General features: G+C 51.9%; 20 protein-coding genes and 1 pseudogene. 9 read left to right on the top strand and 12 right to left on the bottom strand.

Features of this window, described 5'->3' with window-relative positions; genetic code table 11:
* The first annotated feature begins 48 nt into the window (after positions 1-48).
* Genes TERTU_RS13970 through folK form a run of 4 tightly spaced genes read left to right on the top strand, consistent with a single transcriptional unit; the run spans position 49 to position 3583 of the window.
* Positions 49-1662: an L-lactate permease gene (locus TERTU_RS13970; RefSeq protein ID WP_015817827.1), complete on the top strand. Its 1614-nt coding sequence runs from the start codon at positions 49-51 to the stop codon at positions 1660-1662.
* A 3-nt stretch (positions 1663-1665) separates the two neighbouring features.
* A complete protein-coding gene (gene tsaD, locus TERTU_RS13965) occupies positions 1666-2736 on the top strand; it encodes a tRNA (adenosine(37)-N6)-threonylcarbamoyltransferase complex transferase subunit TsaD (protein WP_015817380.1) in 1071 nt (356 codons plus the stop codon).
* A gap of 5 nt (positions 2737-2741) precedes the next feature.
* Entirely contained in the window at positions 2742-3095 is a 354-nt protein-coding gene (gene folB, locus TERTU_RS13960; RefSeq protein WP_015816808.1) for a dihydroneopterin aldolase, read from the top strand.
* The gene (gene folK / locus TERTU_RS13955; protein WP_015818569.1) at positions 3095-3583 is read left to right on the top strand and encodes a 2-amino-4-hydroxy-6-hydroxymethyldihydropteridine diphosphokinase; all 489 of its coding nucleotides are present in this window, start codon (positions 3095-3097) and stop codon (positions 3581-3583) included. The genes folB and folK overlap by 1 nt, the downstream gene beginning before the upstream one ends.
* A 74-nt stretch (positions 3584-3657) precedes the next feature.
* Here folK and TERTU_RS13950 read toward each other — a convergent pair whose 3' ends face one another.
* Positions 3658-4395 (bottom strand): pteridine reductase, encoded by a 738-nt coding sequence (locus TERTU_RS13950; RefSeq protein ID WP_015819707.1) that lies wholly within the window; start codon positions 4393-4395, stop codon positions 3658-3660.
* Positions 4388-5623: a multifunctional CCA addition/repair protein gene (locus tag TERTU_RS13945; protein WP_015820440.1), complete on the bottom strand. Its 1236-nt coding sequence runs from the start codon at positions 5621-5623 to the stop codon at positions 4388-4390. Before TERTU_RS13945 ends, TERTU_RS13950 begins: the two co-directional genes overlap by 8 nt.
* 386 nt (positions 5624-6009) lie before the next feature.
* Here TERTU_RS13945 and TERTU_RS13940 point away from each other — a divergent pair, with 386 nt between their 5' ends.
* Positions 6010-6993: a DMT family transporter gene (locus TERTU_RS13940; protein ID WP_015819987.1), complete on the top strand. Its 984-nt coding sequence runs from the start codon at positions 6010-6012 to the stop codon at positions 6991-6993.
* Between the two features lie 29 nt (positions 6994-7022).
* Here TERTU_RS13940 and TERTU_RS13935 read toward each other — a convergent pair.
* From TERTU_RS13935 to TERTU_RS13925, 3 genes and pseudogenes are all read right to left on the bottom strand, one after another.
* Positions 7023-8538 (bottom strand): annotated as a pseudogene (locus tag TERTU_RS13935) (SpoVR family protein).
* Positions 8539-8546: 8 nt separating this feature from the next.
* Complete coding sequence (locus TERTU_RS13930) at positions 8547-9806, bottom strand: YeaH/YhbH family protein (protein ID WP_015819317.1); 1260 nt, start codon at positions 9804-9806, stop codon at positions 8547-8549.
* Between the two features lie 19 nt (positions 9807-9825).
* Positions 9826-11748 (bottom strand): PrkA family serine protein kinase, encoded by a 1923-nt coding sequence (locus tag TERTU_RS13925; RefSeq protein ID WP_015818624.1) that lies wholly within the window; start codon positions 11746-11748, stop codon positions 9826-9828.
* 895 nt (positions 11749-12643) lie between these two features.
* On the opposite strand from TERTU_RS13925, the gene galE reads away from it, so the two are divergent.
* The gene (gene galE / locus TERTU_RS13920) at positions 12644-13663 is read left to right on the top strand and encodes a UDP-glucose 4-epimerase GalE (protein ID WP_015820685.1); all 1020 of its coding nucleotides are present in this window, start codon (positions 12644-12646) and stop codon (positions 13661-13663) included.
* Positions 13664-13756: 93 nt separating this feature from the next.
* Here galE and TERTU_RS13915 read toward each other — a convergent pair whose 3' ends face one another.
* The 6 genes from TERTU_RS13915 to TERTU_RS13890 are packed head-to-tail and all read right to left on the bottom strand — an operon-like array spanning position 13757 to position 20580.
* Positions 13757-14572, bottom strand: coding sequence for a symmetrical bis(5'-nucleosyl)-tetraphosphatase (locus tag TERTU_RS13915; protein WP_015819541.1), 816 nt, complete (start codon positions 14570-14572; stop codon positions 13757-13759).
* Between the two features lie 12 nt (positions 14573-14584).
* A complete protein-coding gene (apaG, locus tag TERTU_RS13910) occupies positions 14585-14980 on the bottom strand; it encodes a Co2+/Mg2+ efflux protein ApaG (RefSeq protein ID WP_015816889.1) in 396 nt (131 codons plus the stop codon).
* 8 nt (positions 14981-14988) lie between these two features.
* Positions 14989-15792, bottom strand: coding sequence for a 16S rRNA (adenine(1518)-N(6)/adenine(1519)-N(6))-dimethyltransferase RsmA (rsmA, locus tag TERTU_RS13905; protein ID WP_015820349.1), 804 nt, complete (start codon positions 15790-15792; stop codon positions 14989-14991).
* Positions 15789-16772: a 4-hydroxythreonine-4-phosphate dehydrogenase PdxA gene (pdxA, locus tag TERTU_RS13900; protein WP_015817810.1), complete on the bottom strand. Its 984-nt coding sequence runs from the start codon at positions 16770-16772 to the stop codon at positions 15789-15791. The genes rsmA and pdxA overlap by 4 nt, the downstream gene beginning before the upstream one ends.
* A gap of 9 nt (positions 16773-16781) precedes the next feature.
* Positions 16782-18068, bottom strand: a complete 1287-nt coding sequence (locus TERTU_RS13895; RefSeq protein ID WP_015817358.1) for a peptidylprolyl isomerase — start codon at positions 18066-18068, stop codon at positions 16782-16784.
* A 10-nt stretch (positions 18069-18078) separates the two neighbouring features.
* Positions 18079-20580, bottom strand: a complete 2502-nt coding sequence (locus TERTU_RS13890) for an LPS-assembly protein LptD (protein ID WP_015819634.1) — start codon at positions 20578-20580, stop codon at positions 18079-18081.
* Between the two features lie 92 nt (positions 20581-20672).
* Here TERTU_RS13890 and TERTU_RS13885 point away from each other — a divergent pair, with 92 nt between their 5' ends.
* Positions 20673-21767 carry an aminoglycoside phosphotransferase family protein gene (locus TERTU_RS13885; RefSeq protein ID WP_015819161.1) on the top strand — a complete coding sequence of 365 codons (1095 nt, stop codon included), beginning with the start codon at positions 20673-20675 and terminating at the stop codon, positions 21765-21767.
* Positions 21760-22461 (top strand): N-acetylmuramate alpha-1-phosphate uridylyltransferase MurU, encoded by a 702-nt coding sequence (gene murU, locus TERTU_RS13880; RefSeq protein WP_015820352.1) that lies wholly within the window; start codon positions 21760-21762, stop codon positions 22459-22461. Before TERTU_RS13885 ends, murU begins: the two co-directional genes overlap by 8 nt.
* On the opposite strand, the gene TERTU_RS13875 is transcribed toward murU, so the two are convergent.
* Positions 22430-23467, bottom strand: coding sequence for an alpha/beta hydrolase family protein (locus TERTU_RS13875; protein ID WP_015820797.1), 1038 nt, complete (start codon positions 23465-23467; stop codon positions 22430-22432). The genes murU and TERTU_RS13875 overlap by 32 nt on opposite strands.
* Before the next feature lie 50 nt (positions 23468-23517).
* On the opposite strand from TERTU_RS13875, the gene rpe reads away from it, so the two are divergent.
* Complete coding sequence (gene rpe / locus TERTU_RS13870; RefSeq protein WP_015817203.1) at positions 23518-24222, top strand: ribulose-phosphate 3-epimerase; 705 nt, start codon at positions 23518-23520, stop codon at positions 24220-24222.
* Positions 24223-24246 lie beyond the last annotated feature (24 nt).

The raw sequence follows: 24246 nt of genomic DNA, 5'->3' as shown, positions 1-24246 counted from the left end.
TAGGCTATGCACGCCATAAATCAGTAAATACATCTCTGAGTTGACTTCATGCCGTTGTTTTTCTCCTATTTCCCGATTGTATTTCTCATCTATTTAATGACCCGCAGAAATAGCATGCCATCGTACAAAGCGCTGCCGCTATGCGCGTTACTGCTGTATTTCATTATGTTGGTGGTCTTTGCGCGCGATCCGGTGCTGGTGCACGCTGCGGTGTTAGATGGGTTGCTGATCGCCTGGACACCTATTGTCATCATTGCCGGTGCGATATTTTTATTCCGTACTATGGAGGTGACCGGTGCGCAAGCGACTATCCGTGCCTGGTTAAACACGGTATCCGAGAATAAAATTGCGCAACTTATGATTGTTGGCTGGGCGTTTCAGTTTCTAATTGAAGGGGCGAGCGGTTTCGGTACGCCTGCTGCGCTCGCCGCTCCCGTGTTAGTCGGCTTGGGATTCCCCGCAGTTCGGGTTGCAATTTTATGTTTAATTCTGGATACCGTTCCTGTGTCGTTCGGTGCGGTTGGTACACCCACCTGGTTTGGATTTTCCGCGATTGATTTGTCGGCGGCTGAAATAACTGAGATAGGCATTAAATCCTCAGTCATTAACGGCATAGCGGCGTTTGTTGTGGTGTTTATTGCGCTGTCGTTTCTGGTGGATCGCAAGGCGCTAGTCCAAAACGCCGTGTTTATTGTGTTAAGTATTCTCGCATGCGTGCTGCCCTACGTAGCTATCGCTTTTGTGAGCTACGAATTTCCTGCGTTACTTGGTGGTGGCATTGGCCTTGTTCTAACGATCGCTTTCGCCCGCCTGGGTTGGGGGTTGTCGCAAGCCCCCATCAATGTGCGTGACTTTCAGGAACGAGACAGCCAGGAAAGAGACGGAGAAGCAACGCGGCCCCAGGTAACGTTGGGAGCGCTGCTGAAAGCGAGTTTTCCACTATGGGGTACGGTGTTGCTGCTGATTGTTACTCGTATTCCCCAGTTGGGGATTAAAGAGTTGCTGCTGTTAAAAGAGCCCGCCTGGATCCTCGAGCTCGGGAGTTTGGGGGTGTTGTCTGTGAGTGCGTCACTCGTGGTGTCTTTGCAGTCTATCTTCAATACGCCGGAAACCTGGAGCCACAGCCTTCTTTATGTGCCCTCGTTTATACCGTTTGGAGTCATTAGCCTGATCACCCTGTACCTGTACCGCAGCGGGCAGGGCCGTCGGGTGGTGACCGAAACCCTGGTGCAAATGCAAAACCCGGTGCTGGCATTATTGGGCGCACTGGTATTTGTTAACCTGATGATGATGGGGGGCGAACAGTCTGCGGTCGCGTTGATCGGCCAAAGCCTGGCTGAGCTAACCGGCGCCTACTGGCAGTTCTTCGCCCCGTTTCTCGGTGCGCTGGGCTCGTTTTTCTCGGGCTCTAACACCATTTCCAACCTTACCTTTGGTGGCATTCAGGACTCGATCGCGCTTGGCCTTGGGTTGGACCGTACAACGATACTGGCGTTGCAGTCAGTTGGCGGTGCAATGGGCAATATGGTGTGTATTAACAACATTGTAGCGGTGGCCTCGGTGCTAGCGCTTGGTAACAAAGAAGGCTATATCATTAAAAGGGCTGTGTTAGCGATGTTGGCTTACGGGGTTGTTGCCGGAATTTTAGGAGTGCTTATTTAAGTTATGCGAGTTCTTGGTATCGAATCTTCGTGCGATGAAACGGGCGTAGCCGTGTTTGACAGCCAGTTGGGGCTGCTGGGGCACGAACTCTACAGTCAAGTGGCGGTGCACGCTGAATACGGCGGCGTAGTGCCCGAACTGGCTTCGCGAGACCATATCCGCAAGCTTATCCCTCTAGTGGACGACATTCTTTCGTCCACTCATTCAGTGGGTGCCATTGATGCAGTGGCCTATACCGCAGGCCCCGGGTTGATCGGCGCGTTGCTGGTTGGCAGTTGTGTTGGTCGAGCTATGGCCTATGCTTGGGGCGTGCCTGCCATTGGTGTTCACCATATGGAGGGACACCTGCTCGCCCCATTGCTTGAAGCTGAGCCACCAGAGTTTCCCTTCGTTGCTTTGCTGGTTAGCGGTGGTCACACACAGCTGGTCGATGTAAAGGCGATTGGCGACTACATGCTACTCGGGGAATCGCTTGACGACGCAGCCGGTGAAGCCTTCGATAAAGCCGCAAAAATGATGGACCTGGATTACCCTGGTGGGCCACAGGTCGCCAGATTTGCAGAGAAAGGGCAGCCTGGGCGATTTAAATTTCCACGCCCCATGACAGATCGACCTGGGCTCGACTTCAGTTTTAGCGGCCTCAAAACTTTTACCCTGAACACGGTGAACGAACACGCGCAGGCGAACGGTTTACCGGATGATCAAACTTGTGCAGATATCTGCCACGCTTTTCAGGAGGCTGTGGTCGATACATTAGTCATAAAATGCCGTCGAGCGCTGCAGCAAACCGGCCGTAAAACACTCATTATTGCTGGCGGCGTGTCTGCCAATAATCGCTTGCGTGAGAAGTTGGAGCAGGCGCTCGCAAAAATAGGCGCGAGGGTATATTACGCACGTCACGAGTTTTGTACCGACAATGGCGCCATGATTGCTTTTGCCGGTTGCCAACGTTTAATCGCCGGGCAAACAGCTGATTTGTCTGTCGATGTTTTTCCGCGCTGGCCATTGGAATCGCTCGATGCGATTCAAACGTCTCACGCATCAAATCCTCGCACTACTTTGGATAATCTATAGGTTCTATGGACATCGTTTTTATTAATGATTTACGCATCGAAACCATCATCGGTATCTACGACTGGGAGCGCGAAGTTCGTCAAACCGTCAGCCTCGATCTCGAAATGGCTCACGACATCAGTCAGGCCGCGGCAACAGATGATATTCAGTACGCATTAAACTATAAGGCGGTGGCCAAGCGCTTGATCAGTTTTGTTGGGGATGCGCAATTTCTGCTCGTAGAGCGGATGGCGGAAGAGGTCGCCAGAGTCGTTATGGAAGAATTCAACGTGCCCTGGTTGCGGCTGACGGTGAGTAAGCCTGGGGCGTTGCGGGGTTCTCGCGATGTCGGAATTCGAATTGAGCGTGGTGTACGTTAGTGGCTTTTGTACTTCTGAGTGTGGGTAGCAATATCGACCGTGAATCGAATATTCGCTCGGGTATTCATGCGTTACGGATGGCTTTTGGGGAATTAAAGTGCTCCCCTGTGTACGAAAGTGAAGCGGTGGGATTTGATGGCGCTAATTTTTTAAATCTTGTTGTTGCTCTAAATACAGCACAGTCGGTCGCTGAATTATCGGCTGGCTTGCGCGAAATTGAAAATACACACGGGCGAAATCGCGGCGAACCCAAGTTTAGTTCCAGAACCCTAGATATCGATATTCTTACCTATGACAACAGCGTTGGTGTTGTCGATGGTGTGGAATTGCCGCGCAGGGAAATTTTAAAAAATGCCTTTGTACTCCTTCCCATGGCAGACCTTGTTCCCGAGGAGCGACATCCGCAGGTCAATAAAACCTATGCGCAGCTGTGGCGCGAGTTTGGTGATGAAAGCCAAAAACTCTGGGAAATTCCGCTCTCTGTTTAATATTTTTACCAGTGTGGATATAGGTACCTTTGAATAGTCTAGCAATTTTTCTGCGCTCTCTATTGCAATGCTTTCTATTGCAATAGAGAGCGGCCACCATCAACTGCAATGATTTCTCCTGTCACGTATTCTGCGTGCACAAGGTATCTAACCGTTTCCACTATCGCATTTTCGCCACCCATTTTTCGCAATGGAACGCGTTCCTCGAATTTTTTGGTGCCTCCGGCTTCGCCTCCTGTGGAGGGCGGTAAGATTGCCCCGGGCGCAATGCCATTTACGCGAACGTCCGGTGCCAGCTCCAGAGCTAATGACTTGGTCAGCATGACATTCGCGGCTTTTGCCATGCAGTAGATTGTATGGTTTTTAAGTGGCCTTTCCGCGTGAATATCGGCAAGGTTCACAATACTGCTGCTTTGTTGAAATAGCGGGCGCAGCTGCTGGATGAGAAATAAAGGCGCTTTGGCGTTGCTGCTGAACAACGTATCCCAGTCGCTCTCTGTACATTCACCTAAAGGTGTTGGAAAAAAACTGGATGCGTTGTTGATTAACAAATCACATCGGTTGAATCGCTGCTGGATAAAACCGGACAGCCTGCTGAGTGAGTTGTTGTCCGTTAAATCGGCTTGAAAGGTCCACGCGGAGTTGGGGCGAAGTGCGTTGAGATCTGCAGCAATCTGATTCGATTCGTGCTGCGAGCTGCCAAAATGAATAACAACGTCATAGCCATCCTGGTGCAGCGCACGTGAAATGGCGGCTCCGATACGGCGGGCTCCGCCTGTTACAATCGCGATAGGGCGGGGATGTCTATTCATGGGGCGTCTGTGCCGTTTTTAGGAGTTTTATTTTCTGTAGCCTGGCGCTGTACATGGCTTCTCCAATTTCTGCGCCCTTTTTGCCCTGTGCGACAAACATTTTTGCATCCACTTTTTGAATTTCTTCTAACGCCTGCAGGAAGTAGGCAGCTTGTGGGTAGGGTCGGTTCTCGAGACCGGTACGGCCCTGCGCATCAGCCTGACAGCACAGGCAAAATTGTTGAAAGCGCTCGGGGCGGCGTAAACCATCTAACGCCAGCAGGGTTTTGAGAAGCGTCTTTGCATTGAGTTCGAAAGCGCGATGACAGTGGGTGTGGTACGCGCATACCGCGACCGCCAGTTCCCTGAACTGGTTGGGTGTGCTCAAGCGGTTGCAGAGTTGTTCGACCAATGCGACGCCGTCCTGTTCGTGCCCGTGGTGGCTGGGCCACAGATGTTTCGGTGTTACACCTTTGCCGAGATCGTGAATTAAAGCGGCAAACCGGACCTCCGGTGTGGAGCTGAGCTCGCAGGCGCGCTCAAGTGCGAGCAGTGCATGTACGCCCGTGTCGACCTCGGGGTGATGAGCCTCGGGCTGGGGGATGCCGAAGAGCGCGTTAAGCTCAGGCATTAAGCGGTGTAGAGCGCCGCATTCGCGCAATGTCTGGATGAAAATGGCTGGATGCTGTTCCTCGAGTGCGCGTGATAGTTCCTTCCATACCCGCTCTGCTACCAAGTGATCGACCTCACCGGCTTGTACCATGTCGCGCATAAGTGCGAGGGTTTCCGGTGCAATACGAAAGCCCAGGTGATGGTAGCGTGCAGCAAATCGCGCGATGCGAAGGATGCGCACAGGGTCTTCACAGAAGGCTTGTGAAACATGCCGCAAAGTGCGGGTTTCTATGTCGCGCTTGCCATTGTAGGGGTCGATAATTGTACCTTCTTCATCCATCGCAATAGCATTGATGGTCAGATCGCGCCGCAGCAAGTCTTGTTCGAGCGTTACGGTTTCGTCAGCGTGAAAGGCAAAGCCTGTATACCCGGGCGCGGTCTTGCGCTCCTGGCGTGCCAACGCGTACTCTTCTTGAGTTTCCGGGTGTAAGAAAACCGGAAAGTCTTTGCCGACGGGTTTAAAACCTGCGTCAAGCATCTGCTGGGGTGTGGCGCCCACAACAACCCAATCTTGCTCGTGATGTGGATAGCCGAGCAGCTGGTCTCTTACCGCACCGCCCACTAAGTATATTTTCATTTAAATTTCATTTAAAAATTACGTTTTAACGGTTGACGAAGTTTCGTCGATCACGCACACTCTAAGCCATCTGCAACAGCTATGCTACTTTTGCAGAACTGAACACCAGTTTTAATTATCTCCATTTTATAAAAGCGAATTTTTAATTTCATGATTTATTCAGCCAACAAAATGATCGCGATTACCTGCGCATGGCGTGTCCTTGTGCTGCGTCGTGTCTATTTTGCGTGCTGGGGAGATGTTCATTTTTAGTATTTAACTAAAGAAAAAATTCCAAAGGCCGCAGCTTAAAAAACTGCGGCCTTTTTCGTTTTAGGGACTTCATTTTTCCAACCTTGTTGTTGGCGAGATGGGATCGCGGTCGTCACGGAAGTGAGGGGTTAGCTATGCCAGTTATATTTGCGTATATTTTTGTGGTATTTATATGGGCGACGACGCCGTTGGCCATTCAATGGAGTAACAGCAGTCTTGATTTCATTGCGGCAGTTACCTTACGCCTTTTGTTGGCACTTGCGCTTTGTGTTGTTTCCATGCGGGCCTTGCGTTTCCCTCTGGTTGAATCGAAGCGCGATTGGTTGGCTTTTGTCGCTGGCGCAATTGGCTTGTACCCCAATATGCTTATTGTTTATTGGTCTGCGCAGTACCTCTCTTCCGGATTAATGGCGGTACTGCTTGGCCTCTACCCGTTTGCGGTGGGCTTTTTTTCGCTCCTGCTTTTAAAAGAAAATGTGTTTAATCCGATGCGGATTATCGCATTATTCATCGCTCTATTGGGTTTGGCGATAATTAATCTTGATCAAATCGCGCTTGGTAGCGATGCGACCTATGGTGTATTGGGTATGGCAAGTTCGTCACTACTGTTCGCGCTTAGCACTGTATGGTTGAAGGCCCTGGGTGGAGCGGTAAATCCGCTGAGACAATCGACCGGGATGTTACTGCTCGCATCCCCGGCTTTTTTGTTGACTTGGTTTTTTCTGGACGGCCAGGTTCCGCAGCAGATCGACATGAAGTCGATGCTAGGTGTGGCTTATTTGGCTGTTGCTGGATCAGTAATGGGTTACACATTGTTTTTTTATGTATTGCGCCATTGCTCTATCGCGTCGGTATCACTGATTCCACTGATTACCCCAGTGCTGGCGTTATCCATTGGAGCCGTAGTCGCAAGAGAGCAGGTATCGCTACTAACCTTGGCGGGTGCAAGTTCAGTTTTACTGGCGTTAATGCTGTATCAGAACATTTTCGGGTTGCTGTTCAACGCGATTACGCGAAGGCGATTGGCCGGTAGGGTACCGGGTACAGTATCTGGTACAGAAGTTTCGAAGCGTGTTCGGGTCGCCGATGAGACTGTACCGGGACCGGTGGCCGAGTAATTGGACAGGTTGGTCGCTCTGCCCGCTTTTCAGCTTTCGGGGACGATCGGGCAGTGGAATTCCTGCTTGATACGGTTATCCTCCATAGAATAGAGATTCACCGGGAAGCCCCACAGCCGATGAATGTGTTTTAACACTTCATTGGCTGTTTTTTCTTCCAGCGGTTTCCGGTCAAAGCGGTAATGGTGCAGAGTGAGTGAACGATCCCCACGTATATCCACATTGTAAACCTGAATATTGGGCTCGCGGTCGCCCAGGTTGTATTGTGCGGATAGTGCCTCGCGTAATTCCTGGTAGCCGAAGTCGTCGTGAATAGCGGTTACTTCGATATCGGGGTTGTCCTCATCGTCGAGAATGCTGAACAGACGTAAGTCGCGCATAACCTTTGGCGATAAATACTGAAGAATGAACGACTCATCTTTGAAGTTGCGCATGGCGAAGTCCAGCGCCTCGGTCCAGGAAGTACCGGCAATTTCCGGAAACCACTCGCGATCCTCAGCCGTTGGGTTTTGGCAGATGCGCTTAATATCTGACATCATATTAAAACCCAGCGTATAAGGGTTGATGCCGGAGAAGTAGGGGCTGTTGTATGCTGGTTGGTAGATTACACTGGAGTGGCTTTGCATAAACTCGAGCATAAAGCCTTCGTTAACTAACCGCCGGTCGTACATGGTATTCAACAAGGTGTAATGCCAAAAGGTTGCCCACCCCTCATTCATAACCTGGGTTTGTCGCTGCGGGTAAAAGTACTGGGCTATTTTGCGCACGATGCGAATAATTTCGCGTTGCCAAGATTCCAGCAGTGGCGCATTTTTTTCGAAAAAGTACAGCAGATTTTCTTGAGGTTCCTCTGGGAACCGCTTTTTCTCTTTTTGCTCGTCTGCCTTGTCGGACGTTGGAATTGTTCGCCAAAGATCATTCACTTGACGTTGCAGATACTCTTCACGCTCTTTCCTGGAGTTCGCTTTCTTCGTGAGTAGACAAGGGGTAAGGGCGCTTATACCGGTCGACGCCATAATTCATGATCGCGTGGCAGGAGTCGAGAATTGCCTCGACAGCATCAACACCGTGCTTTTCTTCGCATTTCGCAATATAGTTTTTGGCGAATACCAGGTAGTCGATAATGGAACTTGCATCAGTCCAGGCACGAAAGAGGTAATTGCCTTTAAAAAAAGAGTTGTGCCCGTAGCACGCATGGGCAATGACCAGTGCCTGCATCATCATGGTGTTTTCTTCCATGAGGTATGCAATGCAGGGGTTGGAGTTAATGACAATTTCGTAGGCGAGCCCCATTTGCCCGCGCTTGTATGACTGCTCCACACTGAGGAATTGTTTGCCGTACGACCAATGGCTATACCCCAGCGGCATACCTACAGATGCGTAGGCATCCATCATTTGCTCTGAACTGATAATCTCTATTTGGTTGGGGTAGGTATCGAGGCCATACTCCGCGGCGATTTTCCCTATTGCGGCATCGTAGGTTTGGATCAGTTCGAAATTCCATTCGGAGGTGTTGGAAATTGGTTGACTTGTTTCTTCGTTCATCAGCGACTTCAAGTAGTTTGTTTTTGGAATAGCTGGCGGAATACCGGGTAGATATCCGCTGCACTTTGCAGCTGGCGCATGGCGAAGGTATTGGGGAAGTCGGACAATACTTGCTCGTAAGCATGCCAGAGCGCTTGTCGCTCGCGGGTGGTAATTTCAATGTAGGAGTAATACTGTACTTTGGGCAATAACTTTTCTGTAAGCAGGCGATAGCATATAACGGAGTCGTCATTCCAGTTGTCGCCATCGGACGCCTGGGCGCCGTAGATATTCCACTCGCTCGCCGGATACCGGGTTTGCAGAATGTCGTCCATCATTTTCAGAGCGCTTGAAACAATTGTGCCACCGGTTTCACGACTATAGAAAAATTCCTGTTCATCCACTTCCTTTGCGCTGGTATGGTGGCGAATAAACACCACTTCGGTGCGTTCATAGTTGCGCTGTAAAAACAGGTAGAGCAACAAAAAGAAACGCTTGGCGATATCTTTTGTTGCTTGATCCATAGAACCGGACACATCCATCAGGCAAAACATCACGGCTTTGGACGTTGGAAGCGGGTGTTTTACGTGGAGATTGTATTTGAGGTCGAAATCGTCCAGCCAGGGTATTCGCTTAATTTTGGCGTGGAGCTCTTCCGCTTCAGCTAGCAGGGCTTGGGCTTCCGCAGATTCCGGCTCAAGAATTTCGAGTTCTGCTTCGACTTCCTTCAAACGTCGTCGCTTCTTGCCAGTTAACGCGATACGGCGTGAATTGGCGGAGCGCAGTGAGCGAATAATATTGATTTTTCCGGGCGAGCCTTCGTTACTTATTCCTGCACGGCGAAACTCAAATTCCTCGTTTCCGGCCAGCTGGCGCTTGACTAGGTTTGGCAGAGCGAGATCTTCAAACAAAAAGTTAAGAAATTCTTCCTGCGATATTTGAAAAACAAAATCGTCTTCGCCCTCGCCACTGTCGCTTGCACCAGATCCGTTACCACCACCACCTTGACCCTGTTCCGGGCGTTCGATGTGATCGCCACCGTTAAAACGGTCGTTGCCGGGGAGGACGCGGTTGTTTTTGCCTCCACTACCGTGATGAAAAATAGGCTCGCTGATATCGCGAGTGGGAATGCTAATGCTTTCACCACTTTCGATATCGGTTATGGATCGCCGATCCACAGCATCGGAAACGGCTTTTTTAATGTGTTGCTGGTAGCGCCGCAAAAACCGCTGGCGATTTACCATGCTCTTCTTTTTGGAGTTCAGTCGGCGATCAATAATATAACTCACACGAAACCCTTGCGTTGGCTTATTGAGACTTGCGAACCCTGAGATACCACTCTGAGAGCAGGCGCACCTGTTTCTCCGTGTAGCCCCGGTCTACCATCCTGGCGACGAAATCCTCGTGTTTCTTGCGGTCGTCCGCAGAGGATTTAGTGTTGAAAGAAATAACCGGCAGCAATTCTTCAGTATTGGAAAACATTTTTTTCTCAATTACTGTCCGGAGCTTTTCGTAACTGCTCCACACCGGATTCTTACCGTTGTTATTCGCGCGGGCACGTAGAACAAAATTTACGATTTCGTTGCGGAAGTCTTTCGGGTTGCTAATGCCCGCGGGCTTTTCAATTTTTTCCAACTCTTCGTTCAATGCCGCGCGGTTGAGAATCTCACCCGTTTCCGGATCGCGGTATTCCTGATCCTGAATCCAGAAGTCGGCATAGGTTACGTAGCGGTCGAAAATATTCTGGCCATACTCTGCATAGGATTCGAGATAAGCGGTTTGTATTTCCTTGCCAATAAACTCCACGTAGCGTGGCGCCAGGAATTCTTTTAGGAACGAGAGGTAGCGATCGCGAATTTCCTCCGGGAACTGCTCCTGCTCGATTTGTTGCTCAAGCACATACAGTAGATGTACCGGGTTGGCAGCAATTTCCGTGGGGTCGAAGTTGAATACCTTAGACAGAATTTTAAATGCGAAACGGGTAGACAAGCCGTTCATGCCTTCGTCTACACCGGCTGCGTCTTTGTATTCCTGTAACGACTTGGCTTTCGGGTCGGTATCTTTCAGGTTTTGACCGTCGTACACGCGCATTTTAGAGAACAAGCTCGAATTCTCTGGCAGCTTAATGCGGGAGAGCACGGTAAATTGGGCTAGCATTTTGAGTGTATCGGGTGCGCAGGGCGCTGTATTCAGTGAGCTGTTTTGCAACAGCTTTTCGTAGATGTGAACCTCTTCAGACAGGCGCAAGCAATAAGGGACTTTGACAATGTATACACGGTCGATAAATGCCTCATTGTTTTTGTTGTTTTTGAAACTCTGCCATTCGGCTTCATTGGAATGCGCGAGCACGATACCGTCGAACGGGATTGCGCCAAGCCCCTCCGTGCTATTGTAGTTGCCCTCTTGGGTCGCAGTAAGCAGCGGGTGTAGCACCTTGATTGGCGCCTTAAACATCTCGACAAACTCCATGATTCCCTGGTTGGCGCGGCACAATCCACCGGAGAAACTGTAGGCGTCTGGGTCATTCTGGGGGAAATCCTCAAGTTTCCGGATGTCGACTTTACCCACTAACGACGATATATCCTGATTATTTTCGTCTCCTGGTTCCGTCTTGGATACGGCGACCTGGTCGAGAATTGAAGGGTAAACCTTAATGACCTTAAAACGGCTGATGTCGCCACCGTATTCATGCAAGCGTTTTACGGCCCACGGTGACATTATGGACTTCACGTAGCGACGCGGGATGCCGTAATCCTCCTCGAGAATATGCGCATCTTCTTCGGGGTCGAACAGGCCGAGAGGCGATTCGTAGACCGGTGAGTCTTTCAGGCAATAGATCGGTTGCTTTTCAATAAGCGTTTTGAGTTTCTCAGCGAGTGACGATTTACCGCCTCCAACAGGGCCGAGCAGGTAGAGGATTTGTTTCTTTTCTTCCAGCCCTTGCGCTGCATGGCGGAAAAACGACACGATTTGGGCTATCGCTTCCTCCATGCCATAGAATTCTTCAAACGCTTCATAGCGTTTGATAATTTTGTTCGAAAATATGCGGCTTAATCGTGAGTCTTTAGAGGTGTCTACCAGCTCAGGCTCCCCAATTGCTGCGAGCATTCTTTCCGCTGCACTGGCATAAACTGTGGGGTCTTTCTTGCAGAGCTCAAGGTACTCCTGAATAGTGAGTTCCTCTTGCTGAGTTGCAGTGTATCTTGCCTGATAGTGATTAAAAATTGTCATGCATTTTCTCCTGCTGCCTAGCGGTATCGCTCGGACAATAGACGTCTCGCTGACATGACTGGTGGCGTATTGTTGCGGCATCAGTTTGCCAGCGACCATTTGAGGGGTGACCAATGGCCGATAATCTAACGGCAATTAGCAATTCCCACCTCGCGTGGGTTTATCGATGAAATGCTTTAAGCGCCCTGCTATTAATTGATAATAGCTCTGAAGAGGCGAGGGCGCAGACTATTTTCTAGCTCTCAAGTGTGTCTATAGATTCTGCTTTGACACTTCTAAAAAGAATTAGATTCCCATAGTCCCAATATTTTTAGGTTCTTGATTAACACCCAAACATTCAGCGACTTGCGAGACAAAAAATAAAAGAACTTAACTTTTTCTCAGGTTCTTACGCGGGCTTCGCAGAGCATCTGATCTCTGGATAAGTGTGAGGAAAACCGCGGTATCATTTTGTTCGTCTTAATCGCTTTGTCTAACTGGTCAAATCAAGTGGCTCGCTATAGTGTTGTGAGGTTGGCTGCTTCAACTAGCGGCAATACACGTTGCCGCGCAGCGTGGTCAAATTCTTAGGAGAACGCTTTGCCTGAAAAATCAGTTAATTTTTAGCGAATCTCACAGCAACTGAATAGTGGTGTTTTGAAGCCTACACTACACGCCTTCATGTGAAGTTGAAACCCAATTTAACTGTTCTCGTTAGCAAAAATAAAATGTGCTAACCGTTTTAATCGAGGTCGTGGTAAAACACACAGTCAGGTTCACTGGTACTACCTGTGAATGCTGTTAGATCACACAGACCTATCATTTGGCTTAGTAAAAAAACTATTCAAGTATTGCGCCAGAATTTTGGTATCTTATTGGGTAATACGTAATTCAAAACAAATGGGATTTTTGTACTATGAGTATTCTGGTTACTGGGGGCGCAGGCTACATTGGCACTCATACCTGTATAGAGCTGTTGAGCGCGGGCTACGAAGTTGTAGTGGTCGATAATCTTTGCAACAGCAAGCGTGAGGCGCTCAACAGGGTGGAAGAAGTCAGCGGCAAAAAAGTGACTTTTATCCAGGGAGATGTCACCGATAAGGCGGTATTACGTGATATTTTCAGCGAATACTCCATTGACGCGGTCATCCATTTCGCAGGCTTAAAAGCGGTTGGAGAGAGCACGCAAATACCTTTGCGCTACTACCATACGAACCTGGGTGGCACAGTAGCCTTGTGCGAAGTAATGGAGGCGTTCGGGGTTTCCCGCCTGTTATTCAGCTCGTCGGCTACCGTGTACGGTGATCCGGCTTCTGCGCCGATTCTGGAAACCTTCCCCACGTCAGCAACCAACCCCTATGGTCGCAGTAAGCTGATGGTGGAAGAGATCCTCCGGGATGCCTGCCGGGTACCCGGCAATGACTGGCGCGTCGGGTTGCTGCGCTACTTTAACCCGATAGGGGCGCACCCCTCTGGACGCTTAGGAGAGGACCCGCAAGGCATCCCGAATAATCTATTGCCCTATGTAGCCCAGGTTGCGGTTGGAAAACTCGCCAAATTGCGCGTTTTCGGAGACGATTACCCCACAGTTGATGGCACAGGGGTGCGTGATTACATTCACGTGGTCGATCTCGCCCGCGGGCATGTGAGGGCGCTGGAAAAGCTTCTGAACTGCCAGCCAGCCTGCCTAACTTACAACCTGGGCACCGGCCAGGGGTACAGCGTGCTGCAGATTGTAGACGCATTTGCGAAGGCATGCGGCAAGGAAATTCCCTACGAGATCGCGGAGCGGCGACCTGGCGACATTGCGGAGTGTTACGCTGACCCGGCGCTGGCTACGAACGAGTTGGGCTGGAAAGCTGAATATGGGCTCGAGCAAATGGTCGCGGATACCTGGCGTTGGCAGTCCAGTAACCCCCAGGGCTATGAAGACTGAGTCAATGGGACTGGTTGAGCTTAATTAATGGGCTCATGTGGGCGTGAGTGATGCTGTGAGAGGCGGATCTGAACGCTTCGCCCGCAGTGCACGCTAAAGGCTACAGCAATCCACGCTGATTCGGCGCCCATTCTCCAGGCAGTAGGCGGTAAGGGCGCCGTCCCAGACGCAGCCAGTATCAAGACTGATAAAGTTAGGGTGATGGGTTTTACCCATCAGCGCAGCCCAATGGCCAAACAGTATCCGGTCATTGCGGCAAGCGTGGTTTTTGTGACTGAACCAGGGAGCAAAGCCAGCTGGCGGCTCATCAGGGCCGGTCTTGGCTAGAAACTCCAGCTTTCCTCGTCCATCGCAGAACCGCATTCGCGTAAAGTAGTTGGTGATCACCCGCAACCGGGTGTAACCGCGCAGGCTTTCTGACCAACGGTTGGGTTCATCGCCATACATCGCTTCGAGATATCGGGTATTCTCTTTTTTGCTGACGGCTGCTTCAACTTCTCGTGCATACGCCTTCGCTTCAGCAAGGTCCCAGTTAGGTGGGATGCCAGCATGCACCATTGTGAAACCCGTAATTTCGTCGTGATGCAAAATGGGGCGATTTCGTAACCATTTCACAAGCTGTTTTTTATCTGGGGCTTGTAGAATGCGGTACATCTCGTTGTCTGGTCTTATTTTTTTTATGCCGGCAATGGCACTAAGCAGGTGCAGGTCGTGGTTGCCCAGCACAACTACGGCGGCGTCACCTAGACCATACACCAGGCGCAGCACGCCAAGGCTGTTCTCGCCCCGGTTGACCAGGTCACCCGCGAACCAGAGCCTGTCGTTGCGTTCATCAAAATTCAGTTTATCGAGCAACCGTTCAAGCGCTTTCAAGCATCCCTGAACATCGCCAATAGCATAGGTTGGCATGCGTGTGACTGGCTAGTGGAGTGCGTGCGGTTGAACCAATGCGAATACGGGAATCTCCGCGTCAAACTGCAGGCCGCTGGCAGATTTCATTGTGTAATAGCCTTTCATCAGCCCGGTCGGGGTGGCCATTACTGTGCCGCTGGTATAGGTGTAATCCTCGCCTGGGGCAATTGTAGGTTGCTCGCCTACCACGCCTACACCTTGGACCTCCTGTACCTTGTCGTTTGCGTCGGTAATATGCCAATAGCGGCTCAGTAGTTGAACGTCTTCTATACCTTGATTAAAGATGCTAACGGTATAGCTGTACACGTATTTGTGTTGTTCTGGTAGTGACTGTTCTTCGATATAGCGCGTTGCCACAGAAATTTGTACTGTGTTCGATACGCCGACATTGAAATCATTGCTCATATACGGGTCTACTCTTCAGGCCAGAGGGCGTTACTGAGGTTAACGTATTGTTCAAGACTAAGGTTTTCGGCGCGTTGAGCCAAGTCGATTTTAACGTCAATAGATGCAAAATCTATTTCAAACGACTTGAGAGAATTACGTAGCGTTTTACGTCTCTGGGCGAATGCTGTTTTTACCAGCGTCTCAAAACGCGCCATGTTATGGGCTTTGACGGGCAATTCTTTGTGCGGCACCAAGCGCACTATCGCTGAGTCTACTTTCGGTGCGGGGATAAAGCACTCAGGCGGCACTTCAAACAGGTTTTCCACCTGGCAGAAATACTGCGCCATAATACTCAACCGGCCATAATTTTTTTCGCCCGGGCTCGCGGCAAGCCGCTCAACCACTTCCTTTTGCAACATGAAATGCATGTCGCGTACCTGTTCGCGAAAGCTTAGCAGGTGAAAAATCAGCGGTGTCGAAATGTTGTACGGCAAGTTGCCGACGATACGCAGCGGGTGCTCGACGGAACTTAAGCTGCTGAAGTCGAAATTCAGGGCGTCGGTTTGATGGATTTTAAAGCCGCGAAACTTGGCGAATTGCGCGAGGAGTCCAGGTATCAGGTCCTTATCCAGCTCGATCACCTGCAAATTTGGGCAGTGCTCGAGCAGCAGTCCGGTAATCGCCCCTTGGCCTGGTCCGATCTCAACCAGGTTGTCCCCCTCCTGCGGGTGAACTGCGCGCACAATGGCGTTTATCACACCTTGGTCCTGCAGGAAGTTTTGCCCAAAGCGTTTTTTAGCCTGATGCTGCAGGTTCGGTCCACGCTTCAATTTTGCGTCTCCAGGTTAGCGGCCAGGCGCACGGCTTCGCGCAGAGCAACCTGCAGGCTGCCTGGGTCAGCCGCGCCGCTGCCAGCGAGATCCAAGGCAGTGCCGTGGTCGACAGATGTGCGAATAAACGGCAGCCCCAGAGTAATGTTGACCGCGTTGCCAAACCCCTTGTATTTGAGCACAGGAAGGCCCTGGTCGTGATACATGGCGAGCACGGCATCGGCGTTGTCGAGGTATTTGGGGGTGAACAGCGTGTCCGCGGGTAGCGGGCCGATAAGATTTTCACCCTTTGCGCGAAAATTATTAAGCACAGGTACGATAACGTCGAGTTCCTCACTGCCCAAATGTCCGCCTTCGCCGGCGTGAGGGTTCAGCCCGCACACCAGAACTCGCGGCTGCTCAATACCGAATTTGCGTTTTAGATCGGCCAGCAATATGGCAATGGTGTCGGATAAATCACTGTCGGTGATAGCGGCAGACACATCTTTGAGAGGCAAGTGCGTTGTGGCGAGGGCGACTCTCAGGCCCTCAGTCGCAAGCATCATGACTACGCGCGCCGTATTACTTCGCTCGGCAAAGAACTCAGTGTGACCTGAAAATGCGACACCCGCGTCATTAATAATGCTTTTCTGTACCGGGCCTGTTACCACCGCTTGAAAGCGACCATCCAGGCAGCCAAGTGCGGCCAGCGCTAGTGTGTCCAGCACGTAGTGTGCATTAGCTTTGTCGAGCTTTCCCGGGAGAACTTCCGCGCCGAGTGGTACATCAAGGTAACACAGTTCGCCAGGGGCGGCAGTAGCGGGGCGGCCCTCTTCGAACGGGATTAGTGTGAGTGGAACGCCAAGCTGCTCCGCCCGTTGTGCGAGCATCTCGCCGCTGGCGATGCACACCAGCTCGAAGCCGCGCGCCTGTTGTGCGATCCCAACGGCGAGGTCGGGGCCGATACCGGCGGGTTCGCCGGGAGTCAAAGCAATTCGCACTCAGCGCTCCTAAATTTTAACTTCAATGAAGGCGTCGTCGCGCATTTCCTGCAACCAGACCTGGGTTTCATCCTCAAATCGACGGCTGGTTAGAACCTGCCTGGCCTTGGCGCGGATCGCTTCCTCAGTGAGATCTTCCTGGCGTCGATCCAGGACTTCCAGAATGTGCCAGCCGAACTGGGTCTGAAAGGGCTCACTGATCTCACCGATCTTGGTATCGCGAATCGTTTGTGCAAACTCTCCGACGAAGGTGTCTGGCTCAGCCCAACCGAGATCGCCGCCAGACATTTTAGAGCCGATATCTTCAGAGTTGTCTTTTGCCAGTTCTGCGAAATCCGCTTCACCTTTGATGATTTGCTCTCGCATCTGCTCGAGCTTCGCGCGCGCTTTGTCGCTTGGCAAAATCGCGGAAGGTTTTAACAGAATATGGCGTACCTTCGCCTGCGAAACCACTTGTTTGGTCTCGCCGCGTTTGTCCATCAACTTCAGAATGTGGAAACCGGCCTGGCTGCGTGCAGGCTTTGACACGTCTCCCACTTCCAGCGTGGGTGCGATTTCAGCAAACAGGGTGGGCAAGTCGGCGGATTTACGGAAACCCAGATCGCCACCTTTAAGCGCTGAGGGCCCGGACGACTCTGCGATCGCCATTTCGCCGAAGTTCGCGCCGTTCACCAGTTGCTGGTAGATGGCCTCGGCACGCTTCTCGGCGGCTTCAGTCTGCTCCTTTGATGGGGCGGGTGGCAGCGGAATTAATATGTGGCCAAGTCGATAATCAGGGGAGATCCAGAATTGCGCATCGGCTGATTTCAAAAAGTTGCTGATCTCCTGTTCGGAGATTCGGATGCGGCCGCGAACCACGCCTTGCGATACCTGCTGGAGGGTAATTTCGCGGCGCAGATTTTCGCGGAACTCGTGCATATTTGCCGCTTCTGCGTGAATTTCACGGGCAAAGGTTTCGTCGTCCCAGCCGCGCGAAGCCTTAATGTTCTGGATTGCACCGTTCAGGTCTGCATCCGAAATTTCAATGCCATAGCGCTTGGCCATGTTGAGCTGCAAGGTTTCGGAAATCAGTTGATCCAGCACCTGTTTTTGCAGGACATCGCGGCCAGGCAATCGCATACCAGCCTGGGCCGCGCGCTGGGTAATATTTGCGATACGCGAATCCAGCTCGGATTGCGTAATCACTGATTTATCAACAATGACTACGACACGGTCGAGCATTTGCGGTTGGCTGTAGCTTGGGAGAGACAATGCCAGCGCAAAAACCGCCAGCACAGAAACAAAAATTGAAGTCATTCGGTGCATATTATTTTTTCTGGTTGAGATAATTTTCGCGCTCGCGATAGCCGTAGATGCTGTCTTCGAGAATCGAGTTCACGCGGGCCCCGGAACTGCCCAGGCCTTTCAGGTGAAATTCGACAAACAGCCCCCGATCATACAGTGCATCCGCAGAATCCGCGAGGGGCGCTATGTTACTGTCCAACCAGCGGCGCGCCAAGACGCGGACCCGGTAGCAGCAGTCGTTGTATTCGAGACCTAAAAAAGATTCCAGTTCCGTCTTGGAACCAAAGTCGTAGTTGTAACGCCCCATGGCTGTCCACTGTGCGTTCACGGGCGTGACGAAAGAGCTGTCCACCTGGTCGATGCCGGTGGTGCTCGCCGTGTCGCGGCGAATATAGCTGTAGCCGAGATTCACCAGAGTGCGGCTGTTTTCGCTACTGAACTGGATACCGGCATCGCCGCGTTTAAATACGCTGTTTTCACCATCGTAAACCGCGCTGGCGTAAAGGCGGCCGCGTTCGCCGAGGCGCAGCCGCATGTCTCCCGCAAACTCGGATTTATCTTCAGTCGAAACGTCCTCGGTGAGGGCGACGCGCTGACTGTCGAAATGGAATATCTGGCCGAGACTGATGCTGAAGTATTCAGTGCCGGTGTTTTGGCCGAACCAGTTGCTGGTAACGCCGATAGTGACGCGATTGGCGTCGTCCAGGCGGTCGCCGCCGATAAACCTCGAGTCGCGGTAGAGCTGCGAATACGAAAAAGTGCGTTGGCTGGTATCAAAATTTACGTTCTGGCCGTCGTCAGTCACGTTGTATAGCTCTGAGTGATCGGCATAACTTCGATACAGGTAGAACACTCTGGGCTCGAGGGTTTGCAGCAGCACTCCGCCCGGGTGCTCAAATATGAGGCCGGAGTCGAAGCTTGCGAGGGTACTTACCAGTGTTGGATTTGCGTCGGCGTCCGTCGCGAGGGCATCCTGATCCAGTTCATAGTGCAGGGTTTGTACCCCGAGTTGGGGCTTTACAAAGCCCCAGGTGTAACGTTGATTCGTCGACATGCGATAGTCGCTGTTGAAACGGCTGCCTTTTATGATGCTGTTGCCGTTGCGCCAGTTGTCGTCTGGGTGGTCAAAGCGTGTGATCTGGTTTTCAAGGGATGTGGAGATCGGACCGATCTGATATTGGCCGTCCAGATCAATCTGTGGCATGCGGCGATAAGGGTCATCGACGTCGTAGAGTAGCACCTGGTAGTCCTGCGCCAGTGCACGCAGTTGCCAGTGGTCGAACTGCGCTCCGACAGACGCTGACTGGTTCAAATGGGTGGTGTTCTGCAAACTGATGGAGTTAGTGCCCAGATCGCGGAAATAGTCGTTGTCGCTAACGCGGGTGTAATTGATTTCGCTGAACCAGGTGCTGCCAGTGCCGCCGTTTTGCTCGAAGTGGCCAAGCCAGCGATTTTCGCCTTTGTAAGGGACGGCTTGCGCTTCGGTCAGTTCGCCCGCCGCTATGCGCGCGTCCAGCTCAGCGGTGCGACCGCCGCGATCATTTGCAAGAAAAGCGACGTTGGCGAGGCTCGCAAAGTGGCTGTTTAAATGGCGCCCTTCCATTTCCAGCATGCCCCCGCGTTTGCCAATGTAACGAGGGGTGATCGTAGCGTCGTAATTGGGCGCCAGGTTCAGGTAGTAGGGCGTGGATATGTCTAAACCATTTTTTTCGCTGACGCTCAGCGAAGGAAAAAGAAAGCCGCTTTTGCGTTCGTCACTGACCGGGAAGCTGATGTACGGCAAGTAGATAAGCGGTACATTCATAATTTTCAGCTTGATGTTACGTCCCGTTCCCCAGTTCGATTCGGTATCAATGGTAATTTCTTCCCCTTCCAGCAGCCAGGAACGATTGCCGGGCTCACAACTGGTGAACTGGCCTTCGCGCAAGCGAATCACTTTTTCCGGGGTTTGTTCGATGGATTTTGCATTTCCGCGCAGGTGCTGCTCGTGCAATACAAACTGTGCATCACGAAATTCGGCGGAGTGATCAGTACCCTTGGCTTCGGCACCGCTACCGCGCAAGAGTAGGCCGGGCTGACGAATACTCACATTGCCCTCAAGCGCAGCTGTATCCTCCACCATGTTGTAAATCATGCGGTCGGCTTTGATTTCACGGTCACCCTGGCTAACTTCAACACTGCCCTCGAGGAGTGCGGTTTCACCCTCGGTAACTTCTGAACTGTCTGCGTCTATATAAAGTGGTTGTTCCTCAATAGGCGCTGATTCTCCGGTGGTACGGGCGCGGGTAGGGTCGATGTAAAGGCCATCGCAGCCGGGGCCGACGCGGGTGAGTTGTTCAGCCGTCAGCGTTTCTTTTGGGTGCCAGTCGTAGGGCATCTCAGTATCGGCAGGCTCCGCGCATACCGCGTTTGCCGATTGCAGGGCGAGCGCACCGGTTGCCAGCCAGCGCAGTCGGTCCCGCCTCTGCGTCTCCACCCACAGGTTTTGAGAGGGGCGCTTGTGGCGGGCTGGAGGCTTGGGCATACTGATTTTTCCGAATAGCATTTTGCAAAAAATTTTAGGCCGCAGATTCTACTGATGTCGCGCCCATTAGTACATGAGTAACGAATTTGCGGATGAGAACCCCTGGAGGTGATGTGGTAAGTGGTATAGAAATCGGTGAGCTAAATGATGCCGCAGCGAACTTGCGGCATTGGGTGTGCGCGCAATTGCAAGCACTCGGCTATTGCGTCTCGGCAGACGGGATCGATGACTGGCACGCTCTTGGGGGGGATGCCGGTAGTCGCCACTACTTCCGCTTTACGCTGACGGGTGCAGTACCGGTTACTATGCTTGCAGTTTGGGCGCCGCCATCCACAGAGAAAAACACCGAATTTTTGCAGATCGCGAACATTATGCGCGAGCAGGGTGTGGCGGTACCGGAGATTATTGCCTTCGAAATGAACTTCGGCTTCTTCATTATCGAAGACTTAGGTGCCCAGCCGCTGTTGGAGAGGCTCAACGAGGATACCGCTAATACGCTTTACCCCCTGGTTTTCGACCAGCTACTGAAAATTCAGGCCATCTCCACGACAGAAAACCCGTTACCTAAATATGACGGCGCTTTTTTGTTGCGGGAAATGCAGTTGTTTCGTGAGTGGTTCCTGGACGGCTTGCTTAACGTCGAATTCGACAGCGACGCAGTGCGAATGCTGGACGATCTGTTTGCCATGTTGGCCGAGAGTGCTCTAGCGCAGCCAGTGGTGGTGACGCACCGGGATTTCCATGCGCGAAACTTAATTTATCGCGGTGATCAACCGCCGGGAGTGATTGATTTCCAGGACGCCGTCGCAGGGCCAATAACCTATGACCTGGTCTCTGTACTTAAAGATTGTTACATCGCCTGGCCCCGACCGAAAGTGGTGGAGTGGGTACAGTTGTATTGTGAGTTCGCCTGGCAAAAAGGCCTGTTAAGCCGGGATATTGATGTGGGAAGCTTTATCCGTTGGTTCGATTGGATGGGACTGCAACGCCATATCAAAGTGGCTGGAATTTTTGCGCGATTGCATTTGCGCGACGGCAAATCAGGCTATCTCAATGATCTACCCCGAGTGCTTGCCTACATTGCTGACACTGCCAGCGCTTATCCAGAATTCGATGCTTTTTACCGCTGGTTAACGACGCAATTACAGCCGGTTATTGCTCAGCAAACCTGGGGGCGACATGATTAGACGCGCAATGATTTTGGCTGCAGGGGAAGGTCGGCGCATGCTGCCACTGACGCTGACAACACCCAAGCCGCTGTTGGAGGTTGCTGGTAAAAGTTTGATTGAGTGGCACCTGGTGAAACTGGCGAAGGCTGGAATTCAGGAGGTTGTAATCAATATTGCCTATCTCGCAGAGCAAATTGAGAATCACTTGGGTAATGGTGAACGCTACGGTCTCAGAATTGAGTATTCGCGTGAACCCCACCCACTGGAAACCGGTGGTGCTTTGAACGCGGCGATGCCACTGTTGGGAGAGGAGCCTTTTCTCCTGGTAAATGGGGATGTGTGGTCTGACGTGCGTTTCGAACCTTTGCTCGCGCACCCATTGGACCCTTGGGCGGCCATGTTAATTCTGGTGGAGAACCCACCCCATAATCCCGCTGGCGATTTCGCGTTACAGGGCGAACGTGTTTTAGCCAAACGTCCAGGCAAAACCTATACGTTTAGTGGTATTAGCTTAATCGATCCACTGACGTTTGCCGCTTACCCGCAGCGGCGCGAGCACTTTCCCCTGAAAGAATATTTCGACTGGCTAATTGCACGCAATTTGCTGGCTGGCGAGTCTTTCGACGGCTACTGGCTGGACGTGGGAACCCCGGAGCGGTTGCGTCATCTGGCGCACCATCTTACCGCGACGCCTCCAGTTCCACGCCTTTAGCGTGTTTGTTTAAAAAGCCACGTACGCGCCGGCTTAACTGAGTTTCGCCGCCGGAAGACTGGATGGGAGAGTCGATCAGCTGTAGCTGAACATAGTCAGTCAGCCGCTTGCGACGTGCATTTTTCGCGCGTATTGCTGGCTCCTTCTCATCCAGAAAGTGGCTGCCAAAATACACATCAAGAATGGGTAACCCCGGGTCGTTAAACCAATCCGACAGGTTTTTTTCTGGTACGCCGGTTTGATAAGGCACGCTGTTGCGCGCATTAATCAAAATCAGCGCGCGCACCGGGCGGCTCATTTTTGCATTCACTTTGCCGCGCGGCCGGTTTTTTTTGCTTCCGGCGAAATCGCGCGCGAGGCGGGCGACATATTGTGTCGCCCAGAGCGCACCGACGTCTTCTCCTGCAATCGCCAGGTTGTATTGACCGCGGCTGTTTAAATAGGCCACGGCGGCCTGCAGGCGCGCAGTAATCTCCGGGCTCAGCTCCGGTGTAGTGGCGTCGTCATCGTTAGTTGCAATACCGTCTGTGGGCGTCGGATTTTCCGCTGGTAGCGCGCTGGGGCGAGGTGGCGCTGGCGGCAAATCCGGTTGCGGCAAACTGATACTCAACGTCGACCAACCGAAGTCGGTAAGCGAGTTTCGCAGCTCGTGTAGGCTGGACGGCCAGTCGAGTGTTTGGCCTGCGCCGTGAATAAGTAAGATAGCGCCGAACGGGTCCCCGCTGGTGTCGGCTTTCCAGACGGCGGGAAATTTATCTGCGCCGCCTTCCAGCCAGACCACCTCTTCCTTACTCAATTCTTGCGCAATCAATTGCTGGGTACGTGCCTCCAGATCAGGCACTGGCCGCGCACTGGGTATTGGGGTAGGCGTGGGCTGTTCAGCAGGCGCAGTCGTTTCCGGGGTGGTTGCAGGTTGTGCAATTGCGACAACGGAATACCAGGTCAAACACAGCAGAAGGGGGGCTTTGCTGGCAAAGCAGAAAAACCGGTTTAGAGGTGTCGCCATATTCAGTACAATGCGCCTCAACAATCGCATAAATGGTCAGGGGTATTCCAATGAGCGGAGAATTATCCGCCACGCGCAACTCTTACAGCATAGCACCTTCCATTTTGTCGGCCGATTTGGCGCGCCTTGGTGAAGAATGTACCGCCGTGCTTGAGGCTGGCGCGGACATGATTCACTTCGACGTCATGGACAACCACTATGTACCCAATATGACTTTTGGTCCGGTGGTGTGCAAAGCGATTCGCAACTATGGCATCACGGCCCATATTGATGTCCACCTGATGGTTGAACCTGTGGACGACCTGATTACCCGTTTTGCCGAAGCGGGGGCGTCTTCCATTACATTTCATCCGGAAGCTACCCGTCATGTAGACCGCTCGCTCGAGCTGATTCAATCGCATGGTTGTAAAGGCGGGCTGGTACTGAACCCTGCAACCCCTCTGTCGACCATCGAATGGCTTGTCGAAAAAATTGACATGCTGCTCTTAATGTCTGTCAATCCCGGTTTTGGCGGGCAAAGTTTTATACCCTATGTGTTGCAGAAAGTGGCTAAAGCACGGGCATTACTGGATCAGCATGGCTCTGCTGCGCGCCTGGAAGTCGACGGTGGAGTTAAGGTCGACAATATCGCCGAGCTGGCTGCGGCGGGTGCCGATACCTTCGTTGCCGGCTCCGCCATATTTGGCGCTGACGATTATCGAGCGGTAATTTCACAGATGCGTGATAAGATTCAGCCCTACAATAAAAACTGGTAGTTCCCTTCCATGTTGAAGCGTCAT

This window comes from Teredinibacter turnerae T7901, from assembly GCF_000023025.1.
Taxonomy (GTDB): Bacteria; Pseudomonadota; Gammaproteobacteria; order Pseudomonadales; family Cellvibrionaceae; genus Teredinibacter; species Teredinibacter turnerae_B.
Note: the sequence above shows the minus strand (reverse complement) of the source record. Positions and strands in the feature narration are given on the sequence as shown.